A 21,552-nucleotide genomic window follows, 5' to 3' on the forward strand; every position below is an offset into this window, starting at 1 on the left:
GAACAGTATCTTAGGAGCAAGACCATGGCTGCCAAGGAAGTCAAATTTTCGGTCGATGCCCGCGAGAAGATGCTGCGCGGCGTCGACATTCTCGCCAATACGGTGAAGGTCACGCTTGGTCCGAAAGGACGAAACGTCGTTATCGAGAAGTCGTTCGGTGCGCCACGCATCACCAAGGATGGCGTGACCGTCGCGAAAGAGATCGAGCTTGACGACAAGTTCGAGAACATGGGCGCGCAGATGGTGCGCGAGGTGGCGTCGAGAACTTCGGATCGCGTTGGCGACGGCACCACGACTGCCACCGTGCTTGCGCAGGCGATCGTGAAAGAGGGGGCGAAGGCCGTCGCCGCAGGCGTGAATCCGATGGACCTCAAGCGCGGTATCGACCGCGCGATCGATGCGCTGATCAGTGATATCGAGAAGAACTCGAAAAAGATCACGTCGAATGACGAGATCGCGCAGGTTGCAACCATTTCGGCCAACGGCGACGCTGAGATCGGCCGCTTCCTCGCCGACGCCATGAAGAAGGTCGGTAACGACGGTGTCATTACCGTGGAGGAGGCCAAGTCGCTGCAGACAGAACTCGAAGTGGTGGAGGGAATGCAGTTCGACCGCGGCTATATCTCGCCCTACTTCGTTACCAACGCTGAGAAGATGCGGGTCGAGCTCGAAGACTCCTACATTTTGATTCACGAAAAGAAGCTGTCGGGATTGCAGCCGCTGCTGCCGCTGCTTGAATCGATCGTGCAGTCAGGCAAGCCGCTGCTCATCATTGCCGAGGACGTGGAGGGCGAAGCGCTTGCCACCCTTGTCGTGAACCGGCTGCGGGGCGGACTGAAAGTCGCGGCAGTGAAGGCGCCCGGCTTCGGCGATCGCCGCAAGGCGATGCTTCAGGATATCGCCATCCTTACCGGCGGCACCATGATCTCAGAGGATCTCGGCATCAAGCTGGAGAGCGTAACTATCAATATGCTTGGCCACGCCAAGAAGGTGAGGATCGAGAAGGAGAATACGACGATCGTCAGCGGCGGTGGCAAGAAAGCCGATATCGAGGCTCGCATTGCCCAGATCAAGACCGAGATAGAGAAGACCACCTCCGACTATGATCGTGAGAAACTCCAGGAGCGGCTCGCCAAGCTCGCAGGCGGCGTCGCGGTGATCCGCGTCGGCGGGGCCACCGAGGTCGAGGTAAGGGAGCGCAAGGATCGCGTCGACGACGCGCTGCATGCCACCCGCGCTGCAGTCGAGGAAGGCATTTTGCCCGGCGGCGGCGTTCCCCTGCTCCGTGCCGTCAAGGCGCTCGATAGGCTGAAAGCAGCCAACGAGGATGAGCGCTACGGCGTCGAGATCGTGAAGAAAGCGCTGTCGTGGCCGACGCGCCAGATTGCCATCAACGCGGGCGAGGATGGCTCACTCGTGGTCGGACAAATCCTGGACAAGGATACATACGCCTTCGGCTTTGATGCCCAGACCGGCGAGTTCTGTAACCTGATCGCAAAGGGGATTATTGATCCTACCAAGGTGGTGCGGACGGCACTGGAGGACGCCGCCTCGGTGGCGGGCCTGCTGGTCACTACGGAGGCAATGGTCGCTGAACTCCCGAAGAAGAAGTCCCCGCCGACAGCTCCGGGCGCGAGCATGGCCGACATGGACTATCAAATCTGAATAGACCTCAAGGTGACTGGCGGGCCCGGAATGGCGCGCCGGTCACCGGAGATTCAATTTCACTTTGACGCGTGTGCCTCGGGGGCGGGACGCATTTGTCTTGATGTCGGTGCCAGTTTGAACCGAAGGCCAACCGATCGAAGGTACGGATAAATCCGCGCGGATCCTTATGGATCGAGTTCGGTGTCCCAATAAAGATAATCCAGCCAGCTATCGTGCAGATAGTTCGGCGGAAATAATCGGCCGTTGCGATGCAGTTGATGTACCGTCGGCGCGAAGGGCGTTTGCCGCGGAAACATCTTCGCCTGCTGCGGGGTCAGATTGCCCTTGCGCAAGTTACATGGCGAACAGGCCGCGACCACGTTCTCCCAGGTGGTCTGACCGCCCTTGCTGCGCGGAATGATGTGGTCGAAGGTCAGGTCGTCATGCGCGTTGCAGTACTGGCAGACGAAGCGGTCGCGCAGGAAAACGTTGAATCGGGTGAAGGCGGGATGCGTGCTCGGCTTGACGAAGGATTTGAGCGACACCACGCTCGGAAGCTGCATCTCGAAGCTCGGGCTGTGTACCGCGCGGTCGTAGTGCTCGACGATGTTGACGCGATCGAGAAACACCGCCTTGATCGCGTCCTGCCACGACCAGAGAGACAGCGGGTAGTAGCTCAGCGGCCGGAAATCCGCGTTCAGCACCAATACCGGCCAACCGCCCTGCGAGACATGTGCGTTCAAGTAACGCTCCTGACCCCCATGTTAGCTGCGAAGCAGCGTGTGTCCTGCATACTACAGGCAGCGTGACGGGATTGTGAAGAGCGTTCCGGGGCTTATCCGCTGATGCCGCCGTTCCGCCCCGATTTGCATCATGGCCGAGAAGACCGCTAAATCGGGACCTGACGGGCATTGCTCAGCCGCTGGCGGACCCAGGAATGGCCCACCCCTTCACGTTATCTTGAGGCGCCACGCCGGTTGCGGGCATTCGTTCGCGCCCATGAAACGAGCCTGGTGGTTCTGGCAGCGATGATCGGAACCGTCGGCGGGTTGGTGGTGCTGGCGATGAGTGTGGCGGTGGCCGCCCTCCACGCGCTGCTGTTCAACATCGGCCTTACGGAGCGGCTTTCCAGCCAGCCTAGTATCGAGATGTTGCGTGCCGTGCTGGTTCCAAGCCTCGGCGGCTTGCTGCTGGGGGTGGCCTTCCTGCTGCTGCTGCGCTGGCGACCTGCGCGCGAGATCGATCCCATCGAAGCCAATGCCCTGCATGGCGGGCGTATGTCGTTTCGCGGCAGCGTCATCGTGGCGCTGCAGACCACCTGGTCCAGTGGTGTCGGAGCATCGGTCGGCCTTGAAGCGGGTTATACACAGCTTGCGAGCGGCCTTGCCGCTTCGCTCGGCCGTGGGTTTCACCTGCGCCGCGCCGACCAGCGCATCATGGTCGGTTGCGGGGCGGCGGCTGCGATCTCGGGCGCGTTCGGCGCTCCGCTCGCCGGCGCCTTCTATGCTTTCGAGCTTGTGATCGGAGGCTATACGTCGGCCAGCCTGACGCCGGTCGGCGTCGCCGCCGTGGCGGGTTATTTCGTCACCCACGGATTTGAGGAACTGTCGTTCGGCATCAGCGTCGGCCCGGTCGGCAATGTGGTCGGACGCGATCTTGCCGTTGCCGCGCTGCTCGGGGTTCTGGCGGCGTTGTTCGGCATCCTCATCATGCGCGGTGTGGCCTTGTGCGAGATGGGGCTTGCGAAGATCCGTCTTTGGCCGCCGTTGCGCCCGGCGCTCGGCGGCCTCGGGGTCGGTCTGTTCGCGCTGCTGACGCCTCAGGTGATGTCGTCCGGGCATGGCGCGCTGCATTTTTCCGGCCTCGTCTCGATGCCGTTGCAGATGATCGCTGGCGTCTTCGTTCTGAAAGCGCTGGCCTCGATTGTCTCGCTCGGCTCCGGCTTCCGTGGCGGATTGTTCTTCGCTACTCTGCTGATGGGCGCGCTCGGTGGCCGCCTCTACGCCGCCGGCGTCGATCTGCTCTGGCCGGGTCTTGCGCTGGATCCCAATGTCTATGCCGTGATCGGGATGAGCGCGCTGTCGGCATCCGTGATCGGCGGCCCCCTGACGATGTCGTTTATCGCGCTGGAATCGACCGGCAATCTCTGGCTCACCACAGTGGTGCTCGCCGCAGTCATCATATCCACCCAGATTACCCGTGAATTGTTCGGCTACTCGTTTGCGACCTGGCGCCTGCATCTGCGCGGCGAGACCATCCGCAGTGCCGCCGATGTCGGCTGGATCCGTGATCTCACCGTCCGGCGCCTGATGCGGTCGGACGTCGCCACGGTTGACGCCGGTGTCGGCATCGAGCAGTTCCGGCTGAAATTTCCATTGGGGTCCAAGACGCAGGTCGTGGCGGTCGATGCCATGGGACACTACGTGGGGTTGGCGCTGGTGGCCGAGGCGCATGCACCGGATATCGATTTCACGCGCGGCCTCGCTGGCATCCTGCATCATCGGGAGGTCGTGCTGTATCCCGTCATGAACATTCAGGAAGCCATCGCGGTCTTTGACGCCGCCGAAGCGGAATCGCTGGCGGTCGTCGAAACCGATGGCGAACGCCGGCCGATCGGGATTCTCACGGAAGCCCATGCCATGCGGCGCTATGCGGAAGAATCCGACAAACGCAGGCGGGAGGCAATCGGCGAGGTCTGAGCGACATGGCGTTCGAGCCAAGTGGCTGCCGGTTCGCGTAGCAATCAACTTCAGGCTGATTGCGTAAACTCCGTCTGCGAAAAAAACGGATCAAGACAGGCAATGCATGGTGTCTACGGCTTGGCGGCGCTGGTCACGAGCCTCAGGCCCAGGCCGAACATGACGGCGCCGGCCGCGCGATCGATCCAGGATTTGTACGACAAATAGGCCCGTTGCGGCCCTGACGACGAGAAGAGAACGGCGACCAACGCATACCAGGCGGACTCAACAAGAAACACCATGGCAAGCAGCGCGGCGGCGAACCCCAGCGAGAAGGACGCGGGGAGAAAAGCGGCGAACACGCTTGCGTAGACGATGGCTGCCTTCGGGTTGCTCACCTGTGTGGTGACGCCCAGCCAGAACGCGCGGAAGGGCCGGGAGCTGGCTTCGCCGCCGGCCGCGACCATCGTGACAGGCTGCCGCGCCGATCTGAAGATGAGGAAGCCGAGGTAGCAGAGATACAGGCCTCCCAGCACCCTGAGTGCTGCATAGAGCGCGGGCACCGCCAGCAAGACGCTCTGGAGTCCGAGCAGCGCCGCCGCGCCGAAGATCGCACCGCCTGCACCCATGCCCAAGGCTGTAGCAAGCGCTCGAATTCTGCTTGATGCGACAGCGACGCGCGCCACCATCACGAAGCTGGGGCCGGGGCTGATCACCCCGACGCTGAGCGCGGCGACGATGCTGGCGAGCGTGGCAAGTTCTTGCATTGCAGACCTCCGAGTTGGTAACGCGGCCGACTATTCGGTGTGCGGCGGAGCTTCGACCGCCCAGCTCGGATCGGCACCGAACGGGTGATCCATGAAGAATACCCATGTGCCGTCGGGCATCCTGCGGTGAACCTCCATACCATGGTGATGCACCTCGGTGGGCTTGCCGTTTTCGTCGGTGCCCTTGATCAACCACTGCGACCGCGTCATCGCGAAGTCGCCGGAAACCGTCGTGTGATGGGTCACGACATCCATGTGCGGCTTCAATCCGACATAGGCCGCCATCGTCTTGCGGATGCCGTCGGCGCCGCGCACGACGGTGCTGCCGCCATGGACCTCGTCGACCTGAACGATCGAGGCGTCGGGGTGGTACATCGCTGCCGCGGCGTCAACGTCCTGCGCATTGAACGCGCGTGCCAGCCAGAGATTGCAAAGTTCGGGGGACGGAGCACCCATTTCTCGGACTCCCATGTGTTGAAGGTTGTCGATGCGAGGAGGCCGTGGCCTGACGCTCCGGTGCAAGGCCGGATCGGTGTCACCTTAAGTTCCTCATCTCGCTTCCCGTTGCGGTAGGTAACGTTTGGCGCGGCGGAAAGCACGTTGGGAATACGCCAGCGTCACTTGCGAAACTGCAAGCGGCGCTTACGTCTGCGCCATGGAGGACTGGAACGAGCCCCAACTCGTGTTGGCGGTGCATCGGGCAAGCAGCCTTACCGGCGCCGCCAAAGCGCTCGATATTGATCACTCGACCGCGTTTCGGCGCCTGAATGCCCTGGAAACGCGGCTCGGCGTGCGTCTGTTCGAGCGTCTTCCCGGCGGAGCGTATCAAGCAACGCCTGCCGGCGAGCGGATGGCGGCAGCGGCCGAGCGGATGGAAGATGAAGCGATCGCCATCGACCGCGACATTGCGGGGCGCGACCACCGTCCCTCCGGCCGCCTGCGCGTAACCTCCTCGGAGACGCTCGCCTATCGAAAACTGACCAGCCATCTCGCCGCGTTCCGGCGAACCCATCCCGGTATCGTCGTCGAGCTCGTGGTCGACAACCGCGTCCTCAATCTCTCGCGCCGCGAGGCTGATATCGCGCTTCGTCCGATGCGGCCGAAGGAGGGCGATCTCTGGGGTCGCAAACTCGCCGACGTCGCATGGACGGTTTACGGTGCAACCGCCTATCTCAAAGAAAGAGGCGGGGCCGTTTCCTCTCCCGAAGATCTCGGCCGCCACGCCCTGATCGGATGGGAAGAAACCGCAGTCGGCATCATGGCGGCCGACTGGCTCAATCGAATGGTGCCAGATGATGCCTTCGTCTACCGGACCAACAGCCTCGTCAATCAGTTCATCGCCGCGAAGGCCGGCATCGGTCTCGCACTGCTGCCTTGCTATCTCGGGGACGAGGATCGCGATCTCGTCCGTGCGCTGCCGGATGCGGTGTCGGATCTGGTTGGCGAATTGTGGATCGTGACACATGCTGATCTGAAGAAGACGGCGCGCGTGCGTGCCTTCTTCGATGTCGTCGGAGAAGGCCTCGCGCGTGAGCACATGCTGTTTGACGGGCGAGGCCGGTCCCGCGCTTCCGGCCTCCGGCGCTAGCAAGGCCGTGCCCCTAGCACCGGTCTAGATCTTCTCCAGCTTCTGCAGGCAACGCGCTACCCCGACTTCCGGCGGCATCGGCGTATCCGGAAAGCTGGTCTTCCAGTCGGTGACGCCGACCTCGCCGATATAGATGTCGCCCCTGGAATCCAGCGCGATGCCGTGCGGGGCGAGGAATTTGCCGGCTTCCAGCCCCGGGCCGTTTTCGCCGCCGAGGCGGGCAATCCGCTTGCCCTTCGAATCCACGATCGAAAGCCGCGGACCGAGATTGGGCACCTTACGATTGACGGCCATGCCGGGGCCGAGTTCGCCGACGATGAATGTCGGCTGTTTGCCGCCGCAGCAGCACAGTGCGCACGGCCGGTGCAGATAATTCCACTGCGTCTCGTATTTGCCGTTACCGTCGAACACCTGCACGCGATGGTTCTCGCGGTCCGCGACATAGACCCAGCCGTCGGCGTCGGTGGCGATGTTGTGAACGATATTAAACTGGCCGGGATCGGTGCCCGGCTCGCCCCAGGTCTTCAAGAGCTTGCCGTCCGGCGAATATTTGTGGACGCAGGCATTGCCGTAGCCGTCGGAGACGTAGATCTCGCCCTTCGGCGACAGCGCGGTATGCGTGCAGCGATGAAACGGCTCGCCGCTCATGAACGGCGCGGGCTTGTTCGGGATGCCGATGGTGAGCAGCACCTTGCCGTCGGTCGTGCACTTGCGCACGGTGTGATCGCCATCGTCGGTGCAATAGAGATTGTCGTCGATATCGATGTGCAGGCCGTGGGCGCGGTTGAACAGCCCTTCGCCCCAGCTCTTGATGAAATTGCCCTCGCGGTCCAGCACCACCATCGGATGGGCGCCGCGGTTGAAGACGTAGATGCGGTCCTTGCTGTCGACGGCGACCGAAGCGACGTCGGTCAGGCTCCAGCCGTCCGGCAGCTTCGCCCAATTCTCCACTACGCGGTATCGATGCTCGCCCGAGCCGAGAATGACCGACATGCGCTTCTCCCCAATCCGATATTTTGTTGGCCAGGAGTGTTGCAGAGACCTGCCCGAAGCACGAGGGGGATTTGCGCATGGCACGTTTCTTCCAGCCTAGCTTCCCATATCCTCCGCCGCGATGATCCGCTGGCGAAGCGCCAGGCGTACCAATTCGATGTCGGAGGCGACGCCGAGCTTGGCGCGGATCTGATAGCGCGTGTTGGCCGCGGTCTTCACGCTGATATGCAGCGTGTTTGCGATCTCATCCACGGATTTCTCCGCCAGCAGCATGCGCAGGATTTCGAATTCCCGTGGGCTCAGTGCGTCGACTGCCGAAGGCTCGTCGGCGAGCCTGGCGATGGCGAGTTCGTGGTCGATGTCGGGGCTGAGCGCGATGCGTCCGGCCATGACTTCGGCAATCGCGCGCAGCAGCGCGTCGGGCGGATTGCTTTTGGTGACAAAGCCACACGCGCCCGCCTTGATCGCCTGGACCGCATAGGCCGCGCTCTGGTGCATCGTAAAGACCAGGATGCGCGCCGACCTATCCCATTGCCGGATGCGCCTGATAGCCTCGACCCCGCCAATTCCCGGCATCGACAGGTCCATGATGACGAGGTCGGGCTTGGCTTCCTTGTAGACGCGATAGGCGTCGGCCCCATTGTCGGCTTCAGCGACGACTTGCAGGCGATCCTGCTTCTGCAGCAGCGAGCGATAGCCCTCGCGCACGATGGCATGGTCGTCCACCAGCATCACGCGCGTGCGGCCACCGGCATCCGCCATGTCTAAGACTCCATCCGCATCGTGGGAATGCGCGCGACAAGTCGGGCGCCGCCCGCCTCTCGCCGCTCGAATTGCAAGGTCCCTCCGAGCGAAACCACGCGCTCTTGCATGCCGAGCAGTCCCATGCCGGCCTTCGGCGTCAGGCTGGCGCTGGCCGCTTCGCCGTCGTCCTCGACGGTCAGGACGATCTCGGCGTCTCCGGCCTCGAGACGCAATTGCACGCACCTAGCCTGTGCATGCTTGGCAGCATTGGTGATCGCTTCCTGCGCGATGCGATAAAGACTGGCGCTGACACCGGGCGGCAAGGCGTCGGCGCTGCCAGTGACGGCGATCTCGAACCGGGTGCGGCCCTTCTCAAAGCCATTCCAGCCCGCAACTAGGCTTTCGAGGCTGACGGTGAGGCCGAGTTCCTCGACGTCGGGCGGCCGCAGGCGCACCAGCGCGCCGCGCAAGGTTTCCATCATATGCGCGGTCGTACGCGAGATGCCCCGGCATTCCTCGCATAGTGGCGGGCATTGGCGCTCCGCGGTGTGAGCGGCGGCGGCGGCCTGCGCCGCGATGGCGGAAAGCGACTGGCCGAATTCGTCGTGCAGCTCGCGCGCAAGATGGCGCCGCTCCTCGTCCTGCACTTCGATCAGTTTTCGCGTCAGAGCGTTGCGTTCGGCAAGCGTTGCCTGCAGCCGCTGTGCAAGGGTGTTGAAGACGCCGGAAATTGCCGACAATTCCGCAAGGTCGAAACGCGGCAGGCGCGCAGAAAGATCGTTAGCCGCCAGTTGCCGCAGTCCTGTGGCAACGGCCTGGGTCGGCCGCAGCGCCCGCGCCAGCGCGGCATAGACCGCAATACAAAGCCCGGCCAGCGCGAACGCCATGATGGAGAGCAGCCGGCTCACCTCGCGCCAGCTCTGGCCGATCTGCGTGGCGGGGTCGAAGGTTGCGACCGCCATGCCCCGAGCACTGCCGGCAACGAGGACCGGCATCGAGACCGGTTCACCCGGACGAAAGACGGTGCGATAGAGGGAGGCGAAGCTTTCGGGCGCGGCCAATTCGTCTGCGGGCGCTCCACTGCAGACGCCCTGGCGAAACGCGCCGGTAGTGTCGCGGTAGGCAATGCAAAGGCCCGGCTCCATCAGCGCCGCAATTCCCTGCAAATCCGGCGTTGCGTTGATGGAGACGGAGAGCCATTGCGCCTGCGATTGCTGCAACGAGAGATCCCGGGCCACGATCTCGGCGATTCGGCTCGCTTTGGCCTTCGCGGCACGGTCGCTGTCGAATAAGGCGTAGGCCGCGACGGCGATGAAGCAAACTGCCGCAAGCGCCGCGACGCGTAACGCCAGCCGCAGCTTCAGATCGATGGCGGGCACAGGGCTCGCCACGGAGTTGGATGCCTGTCGCAAGCTCCCTCCCATAGGCTTAGACTATAGAAGCAAATTTCCACGGGAAGAAAGCGCGGGAAGCCAAGATCGGGTATTTCACCCGGCTGATGCAGGGAAAGCTGCCGTTTCGGCGGGGCAGCAGATCGGGCGAAATCGCGGCGACTAAGGCAGCTCCGATTTAGCAGTTCCGAGGTGATCCATGCGCTCCATCGCCACTATCCTCGCTCCGGCCATTGTGCTGGCCGCGCTCGCGACGGCTGCGGCCGCTGAAACGCCCGCGCCGCCTCCGATCAAAATCGCAGTCTTTCCCTTCGAACTGGAGGATTTCAGTGCCGGGGCCGCCTATGTCCCTCCTGATGATATCGATCGCGAGCAATTGCGGCTTTCGACGGAGGAAGCGCGCCGGCTGATCGCGGCGTCCGGGCGCTACAATATCGTCGACCTCAGCGCCGTGAACGACCAAGCGGCGAAAGCAGGCAAGTTGAGGGACTGCCAGGGCTGCGAAGCCAGGATCGCCGCCGGCCTCGGTGCAGATCAGTCGATGATCGGGATCGTCACGCGAATCACCCGAACGGAATACGCGGTCACCTTCAAGATACGCGACGCCAGATCCGGGGCGATCGTCGTGGTCGAGCAGACGGATCTGCGCATGGGCGCAAATGTGGCCTGGGGCCGCGGGGCGCGGTGGCTGATCCAGAACCGTCTGCTGGATCGGGCGCAGGACAAGCCGCTCATCTTCGCAGTCGCCGAAATCGAATATATCGACACCTCGGGCGAGGTCATCGATCAAAGCGCCGATCATTTGCGGCGCCTGCGCACTTTCGAGGCCTCGCTGCGTACCGATCTGGCGGCGAGCGGAAAGCTGCGAAGCGCCGATCTCGATTGTCCGGCAACCGCCTGTTCTGTCGGAGACCTCACCGTCGCTCAGTTGCTCGGCAAGGCGCAGGCGGCCGGCGCCGACCTTCTGCTGATCGGCAGCGTTCACAAGATGAGCACGCTCGTGCAATGGGCGAAATTCGACATCATCGACGTGAAGGCGCGGAAGGTGGTGTTCGAGCGCCTCGTCAGCTTCCGCGGCGACAACGACGAGGCCTGGCGCCGCGCGGCAGCTTTCATCATCAGGCAAATCAGCGATCGCGAGGCAGAACTCACGCGCCTCGCGGCAACAGCCCTTCCTCGATCGCCTTGATCTGCAGCGCCAGATGTTTTGAGCCGATGCGGCATTGCGCGAGGCCGCCGGCGATGAACCACAGGCCGGGCTGGCCGGTCCGCCTGTACATGTTGCGCAGTTCCTGCTCCTCGCCAAATCCCCAGATCGTGCCGACGCGCTTTTCCACCGCCTCGCCGAACAGTTTTCGCACCAGCTCTTCCTGGCGCTTGTAGCCGGTCGCGAGCACCACGAGATCGGCGGCGATTGTCTCGCCGCTCTTCATCTTGGCGCCAGTGGCCGTGAACGTGGCGAGATCGGCAAACTGCTTCAGCGCGATATCGCCTTTGACAATAAGATCGGAGCAGCCGACGTTGAAATAATAGCCGCCGCCGCGGGTGAGATATTTGAACTGCCAGCCGGTGTTGTCTTCGCCAAAATCGAGCTTGAAGCCGACGCCCTCCAGGCCATCGAGCAATTCCTTATCGAGCGCCTTGGACTTCTCCGCGGTCAATGCGTGGCTCTTGCGCGCCAGCTTCAACGGCATCGAGGTTACGATCAGGTCGTTATCCTCGAGCGTGCCTTCATTGTAAGGCGCGTAGACCAGTTGCGCCGATGGCTCGATGCTGACGACCAGCGTCGAAGAGCGCTGGAACAGCGTGACTTTTGCGCCGCTGGAATGCAGGTCCTGCGCGATGTCGTGGCCGCTGTTGCCGGTGCCGATCACAATGGCGCGCTTGCCCTTCCAGTTCTCACCATCGTCATACTGGCTGGAATGCATCACCTTGCCGGCAAAGTCCTTCAATCCCGGAATGTCGGGCACGCTCGGAATGCCGCTGACGCCGGTCGCCAGCACGACATGGCGTGGATGCATGCTGCGCTGGCTGCCGTCGGCACAGCGCAGCGTCACCGTCCAGCGGCCTTCCTTCTCGTTATAGCTGCCGCCCTCGAACTCGGTCTCGGTCCAAAAATTCAGCTCCATGGCCTCGACATAGGCTTCGAACCAGTTGGCCAGCTTGTCCTTCGGAATATAGGTCGGCCAGTTCGGCGGGAAGGGCATGTAGGGCAGGTGATTGACCTGCACCTGGTTGTGCAGCGTCAGCGCGTGATAGCGCTTGCGCCAATTGTCGCCGATGCGTTTTTCGCGATCGACGATCAGCGTATCGACGTTCAATTGCTTCAGCCGCGCGGCGATCGAGAGCCCGGATTGCCCGCCGCCAATGACGAGAACGGCGGGATCGTGGTCGGCATATTCAGCCGATGCCTTGCGCAGGTCGAGCCAGTTCGGCCCGCGAAAGTCCCGCGAATAGGAGTTGCCGCGCGGGCGGTTCACGCCGAGCTGTTCCTCAAAACCTTTGAGTTCGCCAAGCTCGGTCAGCAGTGTCCAGGCCTTCAACCGGTTGCCATCGTCGCATCTGATATCAGGCGGATGATGCCGTTGCCGCGCCCGACCTTGGTTTCGAACTTGAAGATCGCCTCGATCGCGTTGGTGCCCGCCCGCATCACCTTGCGCGGCGCAGCGCGATCGGGAGCGATGGCAAAGCCGGTCGGCGCCGCGCTGCGAGCGAGAGGGCGAAGCGCCTTCAGAATGGCGTCGGCGCCATTCAGCGTCTGGATGTTCCAACTCAGCGCCAGCACATCGCGCCAATAGCTGTCGGGATGGAACAGCGTCTTCAACAACCCTTCGTCGGGTTTTCCGAGCGCTTCTTCAAACTGCGCAAGCCAAGTGTCGGCGGCTAGCGAACTGTCGTCCGTCCTGTCGAGCATGGGCGTTTCCCATCACCGGCCGTCTTCGCGGCGTTTCCTTGGGGGCGAGCCTATACCTATTACGGACGGCGCGGAAAGGGCGTGAGGAGATGCCGCCTATTCCGAGAGCGAAAGTATCAGCCCGTGATCCGGCGGGACGCGGCCGTTAAGGGTGTCGAGATAGGCGCGTTGAACCGCCGCGGGCCCATGGTTCTCGGTCACCTTCATCCAACGTTCCAGGTTCGGGACGAAGCCGGACCATGCAGCGCCGAACCGCATGTCGACGCCGCCCGGTCCCCACTCCTTGGCGCGCTTGCGGATGTGGTCCGGCGCGAAGAAGAATTGCGGCTTGGCGCCGGGTAGTGCCTGTGCCGAATCAGCGGGCAACGACTTGCGATGCGTCAGCCCAACGATTCCGCTGTATTTCATTTGGTCGCCGAAGTGCTGGTGCAGCGTTGCACGTAATGGAGTATTGCCGGCCATGTCCACATAGGCGACCGCAGAGTTCGTCGGCAGCGAGCTTACGTCCTCATAGGTCACGACCTCGTCGTAACAGCCAAGCGATTTGACGAAGGTCGTGTTGCCCGGCGAAGTCAGGCCGATCGTCTTGATGCCGTTATCTCTCGCATCCAGGAGGTGCGCGAGCCCGTAGGCGGTCTTGCTGGAGGCCGACGACAGCACTACGCCTTTTGCGCCATAAAATTCGTTCTCGGCGAGAAAGTCATCAACCAGGAACGACAGCATGAACAAGGGGCGCAGCAGCGCCTGATAGTCGCCTTGCCTGCCTGCGAACGCCGGATCGCCGCTGACGCGTGCATAGGCATTATAGACCGGCGCCACGCCCTGCCGGTGTGCGGCGGCATCGCGTAAGGCTCGCTTGGAGACGTCGGCAGCCTCGATCACGAGATGCGTCGACATCGGGAAGTAGCCGAACAGTATTTCGCCTGCGGCAATGCCGGGATGCTTCGAGGCGATCACCTCGCCAAACCCCCATACCGGAACGTTGCCGAAACCTTCGGGCGCCGGAAACAACTGCCAGTATTTTAGATGATCGCCGAGCACGGCATAAGTGATGTTGTTGGCGGTGAAGGCGAAGCGCGTCACCTTTACCAGCAGCGTCTCGTCAGGCAGCGCGGCCGCATCAGGCAGTTGCGTCTCGATGGTCTTGCATTGCTGCAGATCGTTCCGGGCGACGACGAAGTCGGTGGATAGCATTGTTTCGATCCCTGCGCTTCACATGCAGCGATCTTTGCGCCGACCGATGACCGTTTTGCAACAGTCATGATGTTTAAAACGGTGTTTGGAATCTCGTCGAAATCTCACCCCGTCATTCCGGGGCGACGCATAGCGTCGAACCCGGAATCTCGAGATTCCGGGTTCGCGTCTGCGACGCGCCCCGGAATGACGAACCTTAACCAGTCGCGCAGAGTTTTCCCTCCGCATACAGATCGCGCAGCTTGCGCTTAAAAATCTTGCCGGTGGCTTCGCGCGGCATGGCGTCCATGAACTGGATGTCCTTGGGCACCTTGAAGTTGGCGAGACGTCCGCGCAAAAATTCCTGCACGGCGGCCGGGGACAGCGACGCATTCGCTTCCGGCTCGATGCACGCAAAAAGCCGCTCGCCGAATTCGTCGTCGGGAACGCCGAATACCGCGCAGTCGCGCACGCCGTCCATGCCGATCAGCGCGTTCTCGATTTCGGCGGGATAGATGTTGACGCCGCCCGAGATCACCATATCGCGCTTGCGGTCGCACAGGAACAAATAGCCGTCTGCGTCGAGATAGCCGACGTCGCCGACGCTGACGAGGCCGTCGCGGCCGGCTTCGGCGCGGGCCCCGGCCTTGCCGTGGTAGTCGAAATCCGGCACGGACATTTGCCGCATGAAGATTTCGCCGGGCTCGCCAACGCCACACGGCTGGCCGTCGGGGCGGAAGATTTTCACGACGCCGCCTTCGATGGCGCGGCCGACGGTGCCGGGTTTTGCCAGCGCTTCTTCGGCCGAATGCCACACCGGGATGCCGGTTTCGGTCGAGCCGAAATATTCGTTGATGACCGGTCCCCACCAACCGATCATGGCACGCTTGACCTGCGACGGGCAGGGCGCGGCCCCATGCACGATGAAGCGCAGCGAGGACAGATCGTAACGACGCTTCACCTCATCCGGCAGGCGCAGCAGGCGGACGAACATCGTCGGCACCATGTGCATGTGGGTAACCCGATGACGCTCGATCAGTTGCAGCATGTCTTCGGGATCGAAGCGCGGTTCGAGCACGATTTGGCAACCGCTGCGGAATGCCAGCATGCCGTAAGAGTTCGGCGCCGAATGGTACATCGGCCCGTTCATCAGGACGACCTGGTCTTCGTTCGGCTTGACGCCATAGGCGATGCCGCCGACCCGCGCCGAAGCCGCAGCCTGTTCCGGCGTCATCGGCTTGCGGCGCACGCCTTTCGGCAGGCCGGTGGTGCCCGACGTATAGAACATCGGCGCGCTACCGATCGGCGATTCCTGCGAGGGCGCATGCGTGTCGCGCCAGCGGTCCCAGTCGGTCACGCCGTCGGGGACTCTCGTCAGTACGGGCGCGACGTTGAAGGCGGCCGCGATTTCCGGCGGCGTCGCCACCACCAGGAGCCGCACGTCGGCGGGCAGGCCGTCTCTGATCTGCGGCAGCAGGTCGGCATGGCAGACCAGGATTTTGGCGCCGCTGTCGGCGAGGATGTAGGCGACTTCCTCGGCCTTCAAATGCCAGTTGATCGGCACCACCGGGCTGCCCAGCGCGGCTGCGCCGCCCGAGACTTCGAAGAACGCAAAATCGTTGCGCAGCATCATGCCGACGGGCACGCCGCCACTGACGCCGAGCGCCTTGAAGCCCGTTGCCGCCCGCGCGATGCGGGCGTGTATGTCAGGGTAGCTGATCTGGCGTTCGCCGCTGATGATCGATGTCATGTTCTCTCCCGGGCTAACCGGACGCGCCGCTTAGCGGTCGTCCAGAATTTCACCGAAGCCGACCCAGCTCTTGCCGTCGAAGCGGCGCAGCCGTAATTGCTGGAACGGCAGGTAGTCATCGGCAGCGGTCGTTACCGTGATGCCCGGCAATAGCAGTGGAAGCGGCACATCACGCAACGAGGCGGCCTGCTTCATGATGTTCTCGCGGCTGAAATCGTCCTTGCAGGCCATCAGAACTTTCACCATCAGGTTCGCATAGTGATAGCCGGCGGCGTAGTTCGAATTGGAGAGGTCCGCATTCGGCAAATATTGCTTCATGAACGCGAAATACTCTTTCACGCCGGGGTCATTGGCCCATTGAACGTCCATCGTGTCCTTCTGGTTACTGGACGAGATCAGGCCGACGGCGTTCTCCAGCCCGGCCGGCTCCAGGAACGAGATCGATGACGCCGAGGTCGGCACAAAAAACAGATCCGGCTTCCAATTGATCTCGGCGACGCCCTTGATCATCTGCGAGGTGAACTTGCCGAGCACGACACCAAACATCACGTTGGCGCCCGAGGCCTTCAGTGTCGCAAGCTGCGAGCTGATGGTTGGCGCGCTGGTCTCGTAGGTTGCCTCCGACACGATCATGTTCGCGGCCTTGTCGCCGAGTGCCCGCTTGAATCCGGCGACGTAGTCGCGGCCGAAATCGTCGTTCTGCGACAGGATGGCGATCTTGGCGTCGGGCTTGGTCTGCAGGACATGCTTGGCGTAGACGACGCCTTCGGACTGATAGGTCGCCATTCCCGGCATGGTCCACGGAAAATTCTTCGGGTCGGCCCATTTGGTTGCGCCGCTCAGCACGAACAGCTGCGGCACCTTCTTGCTATTGAGGTAGCGATGCACGGCGTTGTTGGTGGCGGTGCCGAGCGAGCCGAAGGTCAGCAGCACCTCTTCCTGCTCGACGAGCTTTCGGGTCTGCTCGACCGTCTTGGGCGGCGAGTACGCGTCATCAAGGCTGAAGAACTTGATCTTGCGGCCGTTGATGCCGCCCTCGGCGTTGATCTTCTCAAAATAGGCTTCCTGCGCCCGGCCGATGATGCCGAAGCCGGATGCCGGGCCGCTATAGGGCAGCGTCTGGCCGATGCGGATTTCACCCTTGTCACCTTCGGCGAGAGCCGTGGTGCTTCCCAGCAACGCGAGCGCGATAGTCAACACAGGTCGCGACAGTCTCATGGTTCCCATCCCTCTGTTTATTTGATTGTCTTGTCGTTGAATTCGGCGCGTCTTAGGCGCGCGCTCGTTTTAGAAACTCCTCGCTGGCGTCGGCGAATTCGCATCTGAGCCGCTCCACCAACTCTGCGACCGGCGGCGCGTCGGCGATCTGGCCGATGCCCTGGCCGGAGCCCCAGATGTCGCGCCACGCCTTGGCCTTGGTATTGCCGCCGGAGCCGAAATTCATCTTCGACTTGTCGCTTTGCGGCAGATTGGCGGGATCGAGCCCCGCGGCCACGATCGACGGGCCGAGATAATTGCCGTGCACGCCGGTGAACAGGTTGGAATAGACGATGTCATGCGCGGCGTGGTCGATCAGCGCGGCTTTGTAGGCCGGATCGGCATTGGCCTCCTGTGTTGCGATGAAGCGCGTGCCCATGTAGGCCATGTCGGCGCCAAGCGCGAGCGCGGACGCGATGCCCCAGCCATCCGAGATCGCACCCGACAGCAGTACAGTGCCCTTGAACCACTGCTTCACTTCGCGCAGCAGCGCGAACGGCGACAGCGTGCCGGCATGGCCGCCGGCGCCGGCGCAGACCAGGATTAGGCCGTCGACGCCATGTTCGGCCGCCTTCCGCGCATGCTTGACGTTGATCACGTCGTGGAACACGACGCCGCCATAGGAATGCGCGGCCTCGACGATTTCGATCGGCGGGCGCAGCGAGGTGATGATGATCGGGACCTGGTGCTTCACGCAGGTCTCCATGTCCTTCATCAGCCGGTCGTTGGACGAATGGCAGATCTGGTTGACCGCGTAGGGCGCGACCTTCTTCTCTGGATGCAGCGCCTTGTACTCGCCCAGCTCGTTCTCGATTCGGCTCAGCCATTCGTCGAGCTTTTCGACCGGTCGCGCGTTCAGCGCCGGAAACGAGCCGACAATCCCGGCCTTGCACTGGGCGATCACGAGCTCGGGCCCGGACACGATGAACAAGGGTGAGCCGACCACCGGCAGTTCGAGCGAATTGGCAAGCGAAGCAGGCAACGGCATTCGGTCTCTCCCTTGCAACGCCCAGCCGGGACCTAAAATCCGGACTGCGTCGATGATGTTGATTGAGAGCGCCGTACCGCGGGCGGAGCCGCCGGCCGGGCGCTGTTGTTGCCGTCTACTATAAGGCTGGACGGCCGCCGCCATCCGTTCAATATTGAACAGATGCTCATCCAGTTATGAACAAGGCCGATCTGAAATCGCGGGAGCACCGATGGACTGGGACCTGTGCAAGACCTTCGTCGCCGTGGCCGAGACCGGCAGCTTCGCGGCGGCCGCGCGCCGGTTGCGCTCCAGTCATCCGACGGTCGGGCGTAAGATTGCCGAACTGGAAGGTCAACTCGGCATTCCCCTCTTCGCCCGGTCCAACGAGGGTCTTTCGCTGACTTCGCACGGCCAGAAATTTCGCGAGCATGTCGATGCGATGGCCGCGGCGGCGTTGCGCGCCGAAGCCGCGGTATCGGCGACCGGTGCGCAGGCGCGCGGCGTGGTCAAGCTGTCGATCGGCGCCACGCTCGCCTCGCACTGGTTGATGCCGCGGCTCGGGCCGTTCCTGCGCCAGCACGACCATATTCAGCTCGAGATCATTACCCATCCGTATCCGGCGAGCGTCCGCCGCCGCGAGGCCGATGTCGTGCTGCGCCCCGTCGATAGCGGCGAGGAGAACTTGATCGGCCGCAAGATCGGCCGGCTCGGCACCGGCTTCTACGCCTCACGCGACTATGCCGCGCGGCGGCGCCTGCCCGAGCGGCGCGACGAATGGAAGGGCCACAGCGTCATCGGCTTCGCCGACCGGCTGTCGAACGAGCGGCTGGCGCGCTGGAGCGATGCGATCACGCGGCAGGGCTCGATGGTGATGCGCTGTTCCTCTCAAGGCGACATGCTCGCCGCCGCACGCGCCGGTCTCGGAATTTCGACGCTGTCCTGCTTCGTCGCCGCCGCCTATCCGGAACTCGTCCGCGTCGCCCCGCAAAAACTCGTCAGCGTGGCCGATATCTGGCTGCTGGCGCATCCCGATCTCGTCGACCTCCCGGCCGTGCGCGCCGTGATCGACTTTGTTACCGCTTCCGCGCGGGAGGATCGGGTGAGGTTGCGGGGATGAGTTTGTCGGGAAGCACGCCTTCGCGTTTCTTCAGCACGCGATAATAGCTCCACCACAGATGCGCCGCCGCGCCGCGCAGGGGACGCCACGGTTCGGCCAGCGGCGCCATCTGCTTGACGGTCGGGCGCGTCTTTAGGCCAAGCCCGATCTTCACGGCCTCCTGCACCGCGAGGTCGCCGGCCGGCCAGGCGTCGCCATGGCCGAGGCAGAACAGCAAATAGATGTCGGCGGTCCACGGGCCGATGCCGGGCAGCGCGGTCAGCGTGTGGTGGGCGGCATCCGCATCCTCTTCCCCCAGCACCTCGAGATTAAGCCGCTCGGCGGCCAGTTCGCGCGCGATGTGTTTGAGGGTCTTGATCTTGGCGGCCGACAGCCCGAGCCGGCCGAGGCGGTCGGCGCGGGTCTTGCGGATCACCTCGTGATCGAACGGATCGAACGCCGCCGTCAGCCGCGCCCAGATCGCTCCGGCGCTGGCGATAGACAATTGCTGGCCGCAGACGATGCCAGCAAGCCCCGCGAACCCCGGCTCGCGCTGCCGCAGCGCCGGCATGCCCGTCAACTCAAAAATCGGCTTGAGCCTTGGGTCTTGCTTGACCAATGCATGGACGGCGTCTTCGAGATCGGACTGGCTGTTGAGGTGGACGGTCATTTCGGAATCTTCTTAGTCATGGCGGGGCATGGTAATCTGGCTTGTGCAGACTGCGAATAGCCGTCTGCGGTTTTCGGCTGTCGATATCTTTCTGCCTCGGCGGACAGGTCATGGCCCGCTTTCGAGTTGGAAAGATGAGTTTGAGAAGCATGCCGCCCGAGATGGATGGCGAGAAGGTCGCGCTGATCGATACGCTGCTCGACCGTGTCGCCAGCGAGCATAACGTATTCTTGCCGCTGGCCATCGAAAGCGGAAGCCGTGCATGGGGCTTTTCTTCGCCTGATAGCGACTACGACTGTCGTTTCGTTTTCGTGAGGCGTATTGCAGAACACATCACCCCTTGGCCTCCACGGGACGTGATCGAGTTCCCGCCCGAAGATGACCTTGACGCGAACGGGTGGGACCTTGGCAAGGCGCTCCGGCTGTTGCTGAAGGGCAATGCGGTGATTGTGGAGTGGCTGCGGTCGCCCGTGATATATCGCGGGCAGGCCTGGTTTCGGGACGGCTTCCTGGAGTTCGCGCGGCATACCGCGACCCGGGAGGCTATAGGTCGCCACTACCTTCATCTCGGAGAGCGCCAGAGGCGGGTCTACTTTGGTGATGGGACAAGCGTGGCGCAGAAGAAGATCTTCTATGCCTTGCGTCCAGCGGCGACCTTGCGCTGGCTGCGCATGCGACCGCGCGAAGCTATCGCACCAATGCACTTTCCCACACTCATGGAGGAATGTGATCCGCCGGCGGACTTGAGCAGGGAGGTTGCCGAACTTATGGACCGCAAGCTTGTGACGCGCGAGCTTGGGGCAGCTCCACTGCCTCCCGTCGTTGCGAGCTTCATCGATTCGGAATTCCAATTGGCGAGGGCATTATTTGAGGGCGGTCGCGCGCGGGCGCCCGACGAAGTCGTCGCGGAGGCCGAACGATTCTACCGAGCTGTCGTCGAACGCCTGGAGCGCGAGGGCGACGGCAGTCCGGTTATGACGAGACCCGTGTAATGCCGCCACCCGTTTTCCGATTTGCCCCCAGCCCGAACGGCTACCTCCATCTCGGCCACGCCTATTCGGCGCTCCTGAATTTCGACCTCGCGCGCGAGCGCGGTGGGCGGTTTCTGCTGCGGATCGAGGATATCGACGCGACGCGTTGCCGGCCGGAATTCGAGGCGGCGATCTATGAAGACCTCGCCTGGCTCGGGATATCCTGGGAAACGCCGGTGCGGCGGCAATCGGAGCATTTTGCGCGCTATCGTGAAGCGGTCGAAAAATTGGCAGGTTTAGGTCTGATCTATCCGAGCTTCGAGAGCCGCGCGGAAATCGCCCGTCTCGTCGCGCAGCGCGAGGCCGGCGCGCCCTGGCCGCGGGATCCCGATGGGGCGCCGGTCTATCCGGGCGTCGCGAAATCGCTGCCGCCGGACCGGCGCCAAGAGTTGATCGCGCAAGGCGTGCCTTACGCGCTGCGGCTAGACATGCAGGCAGCGCTCGCGCGCACGAAGGAACTGGCCTGGCAGGAAGAGGGTGCAGGGCCCGGCGGCGAGACCGGCGTCGTCGCCGCGCGCCCTGAAGCGTGGGGTGACGTCATCCTGGCGCGCAAGGAGACGCCGACCAGCTATCATCTCTCCGTCGTGATCGACGACGCCCTGCAGGGCGTGACCGACGTTGTACGGGGCAGGGACCTGTTCTGGTCGACGAGCGTCCACCTGGTGTTGCAGCGGTTGCTCGGTATCCCGCAACCGGTGTATCGGCATCACCGCCTCATCGAGGATGCGTCGGGACACAAGCTATCGAAATCGACACAAGCCACGGCCTTGCGCGAATTGCGTGGGCAAGGTGTCACCCCTGCGGGTATTCGCAGCCTCGTCGGCTTGTCCCGACGATTCCTGTAGTACCACTGCGGGTTGTTGAAAACGTCTCCGTGACACCG

18 protein-coding genes and 1 pseudogene are annotated in these 21,552 nt (G+C 63.1%); 7 read left to right on the plus strand and 12 right to left on the minus strand.

The genetic code is table 11. The annotated features are described in order from the left end of the window. Nucleotides 1–24 precede the first annotated feature (24 nt). A complete protein-coding gene (gene groL / locus YUO_RS0115910) occupies nt 25–1,665 on the plus strand; it encodes a chaperonin GroEL (protein ID WP_028348167.1) in 1,641 nt (546 codons plus the stop codon). A gap of 167 nt (nt 1,666–1,832) precedes the next feature. Here groL and YUO_RS0115915 read toward each other — a convergent pair whose 3' ends face one another. Further along, complete coding sequence (locus YUO_RS0115915) at nt 1,833–2,390, minus strand: HNH endonuclease (RefSeq protein WP_028348168.1); 558 nt, start codon at nt 2,388–2,390, stop codon at nt 1,833–1,835. A gap of 285 nt (nt 2,391–2,675) precedes the next feature. Here YUO_RS0115915 and YUO_RS0115920 point away from each other — a divergent pair, with 285 nt between their 5' ends. Beyond that, a complete protein-coding gene (locus tag YUO_RS0115920; protein WP_235782737.1) occupies nt 2,676–4,346 on the plus strand; it encodes a chloride channel protein in 1,671 nt (556 codons plus the stop codon). A gap of 113 nt (nt 4,347–4,459) precedes the next feature. Here YUO_RS0115920 and YUO_RS0115925 read toward each other — a convergent pair whose 3' ends face one another. Next, entirely contained in the window at nt 4,460–5,092 is a 633-nt protein-coding gene (locus YUO_RS0115925; protein WP_028348170.1) for a LysE family translocator, read from the minus strand. A 30-nt stretch (nt 5,093–5,122) separates the two neighbouring features. Further along, complete coding sequence (locus tag YUO_RS0115930) at nt 5,123–5,548, minus strand: YybH family protein (RefSeq protein ID WP_028348171.1); 426 nt, start codon at nt 5,546–5,548, stop codon at nt 5,123–5,125. A gap of 199 nt (nt 5,549–5,747) precedes the next feature. On the opposite strand from YUO_RS0115930, the gene YUO_RS0115935 reads away from it, so the two are divergent. Next, nucleotides 5,748–6,680: a LysR family transcriptional regulator gene (locus YUO_RS0115935; RefSeq protein WP_028348172.1), complete on the plus strand. Its 933-nt coding sequence runs from the start codon at nt 5,748–5,750 to the stop codon at nt 6,678–6,680. A 24-nt stretch (nt 6,681–6,704) separates the two neighbouring features. Here the strand turns inward: YUO_RS0115935 and YUO_RS0115940 are convergent, their stop codons facing one another. The 3 genes from YUO_RS0115940 to YUO_RS0115950 all read right to left on the minus strand — a co-directional run bounded on the left by YUO_RS0115940 (nt 6,705) and on the right by YUO_RS0115950 (nt 9,829). After that, nucleotides 6,705–7,673, minus strand: a complete 969-nt coding sequence (locus YUO_RS0115940) for a peptidyl-alpha-hydroxyglycine alpha-amidating lyase family protein (RefSeq protein WP_028348173.1) — start codon at nt 7,671–7,673, stop codon at nt 6,705–6,707. A gap of 96 nt (nt 7,674–7,769) precedes the next feature. Next, complete coding sequence (locus YUO_RS0115945; RefSeq protein ID WP_028348174.1) at nt 7,770–8,435, minus strand: response regulator; 666 nt, start codon at nt 8,433–8,435, stop codon at nt 7,770–7,772. 2 nt (nt 8,436–8,437) lie between these two features. Continuing rightward, nucleotides 8,438–9,829, minus strand: coding sequence for a sensor histidine kinase (locus YUO_RS0115950; RefSeq protein WP_235782723.1), 1,392 nt, complete (start codon nt 9,827–9,829; stop codon nt 8,438–8,440). A 178-nt stretch (nt 9,830–10,007) separates the two neighbouring features. On the opposite strand from YUO_RS0115950, the gene YUO_RS43800 reads away from it, so the two are divergent. Then, on the plus strand, nt 10,008–10,997 hold the full coding sequence (locus YUO_RS43800; protein WP_051379463.1) for a DUF2380 domain-containing protein: 990 nt from the start codon (nt 10,008–10,010) through the stop codon (nt 10,995–10,997). On the opposite strand, the pseudogene YUO_RS40875 reads toward YUO_RS43800, so the two are convergent. From YUO_RS40875 to YUO_RS0115980, 5 genes and pseudogenes are all read right to left on the minus strand, one after another. After that, a pseudogene (locus YUO_RS40875) lies at nt 10,957–12,722 on the minus strand (flavin-containing monooxygenase). The gene YUO_RS43800 and the pseudogene YUO_RS40875 overlap by 41 nt on opposite strands. Nucleotides 12,723–12,818: 96 nt before the next feature. Then, on the minus strand, nt 12,819–13,916 hold the full coding sequence (locus tag YUO_RS0115965; RefSeq protein ID WP_028348176.1) for a DUF2855 family protein: 1,098 nt from the start codon (nt 13,914–13,916) through the stop codon (nt 12,819–12,821). Between the two features lie 196 nt (nt 13,917–14,112). Then, on the minus strand, nt 14,113–15,645 hold the full coding sequence (locus YUO_RS0115970; protein WP_028348177.1) for an acyl-CoA synthetase: 1,533 nt from the start codon (nt 15,643–15,645) through the stop codon (nt 14,113–14,115). Between the two features lie 30 nt (nt 15,646–15,675). After that, a complete protein-coding gene (locus YUO_RS0115975; protein WP_028348178.1) occupies nt 15,676–16,863 on the minus strand; it encodes an ABC transporter substrate-binding protein in 1,188 nt (395 codons plus the stop codon). 52 nt (nt 16,864–16,915) lie between these two features. Next, nucleotides 16,916–17,890, minus strand: a complete 975-nt coding sequence (locus YUO_RS0115980; RefSeq protein ID WP_028348179.1) for an NAD(P)H-dependent flavin oxidoreductase — start codon at nt 17,888–17,890, stop codon at nt 16,916–16,918. 211 nt (nt 17,891–18,101) lie between these two features. On the opposite strand from YUO_RS0115980, the gene YUO_RS0115985 reads away from it, so the two are divergent. Continuing rightward, nucleotides 18,102–18,989 (plus strand): LysR family transcriptional regulator, encoded by an 888-nt coding sequence (locus YUO_RS0115985; protein WP_028348180.1) that lies wholly within the window; start codon nt 18,102–18,104, stop codon nt 18,987–18,989. On the opposite strand, the gene YUO_RS40880 is transcribed toward YUO_RS0115985, so the two are convergent. Next, nucleotides 18,946–19,638: a DNA-3-methyladenine glycosylase family protein gene (locus YUO_RS40880; RefSeq protein ID WP_035726796.1), complete on the minus strand. Its 693-nt coding sequence runs from the start codon at nt 19,636–19,638 to the stop codon at nt 18,946–18,948. The two genes, YUO_RS0115985 and YUO_RS40880, sit on opposite strands and share 44 nt — an antisense overlap. Nucleotides 19,639–19,748: 110 nt before the next feature. Here YUO_RS40880 and YUO_RS0115995 point away from each other — a divergent pair, with 110 nt between their 5' ends. After that, a complete protein-coding gene (locus YUO_RS0115995) occupies nt 19,749–20,630 on the plus strand; it encodes a nucleotidyltransferase domain-containing protein (protein WP_235782724.1) in 882 nt (293 codons plus the stop codon). Continuing rightward, a complete protein-coding gene (gluQRS, locus tag YUO_RS0116000) occupies nt 20,630–21,514 on the plus strand; it encodes a tRNA glutamyl-Q(34) synthetase GluQRS (RefSeq protein ID WP_028348182.1) in 885 nt (294 codons plus the stop codon). The genes YUO_RS0115995 and gluQRS overlap by 1 nt, the downstream gene beginning before the upstream one ends. Nucleotides 21,515–21,552: the final 38 nt, after the last annotated feature.

The sequence above is a fragment of the Bradyrhizobium murdochi genome (assembly GCF_000472965.1).
In the GTDB taxonomy this organism is placed as follows: Bacteria; Pseudomonadota; Alphaproteobacteria; order Rhizobiales; family Xanthobacteraceae; genus Bradyrhizobium; species Bradyrhizobium murdochi.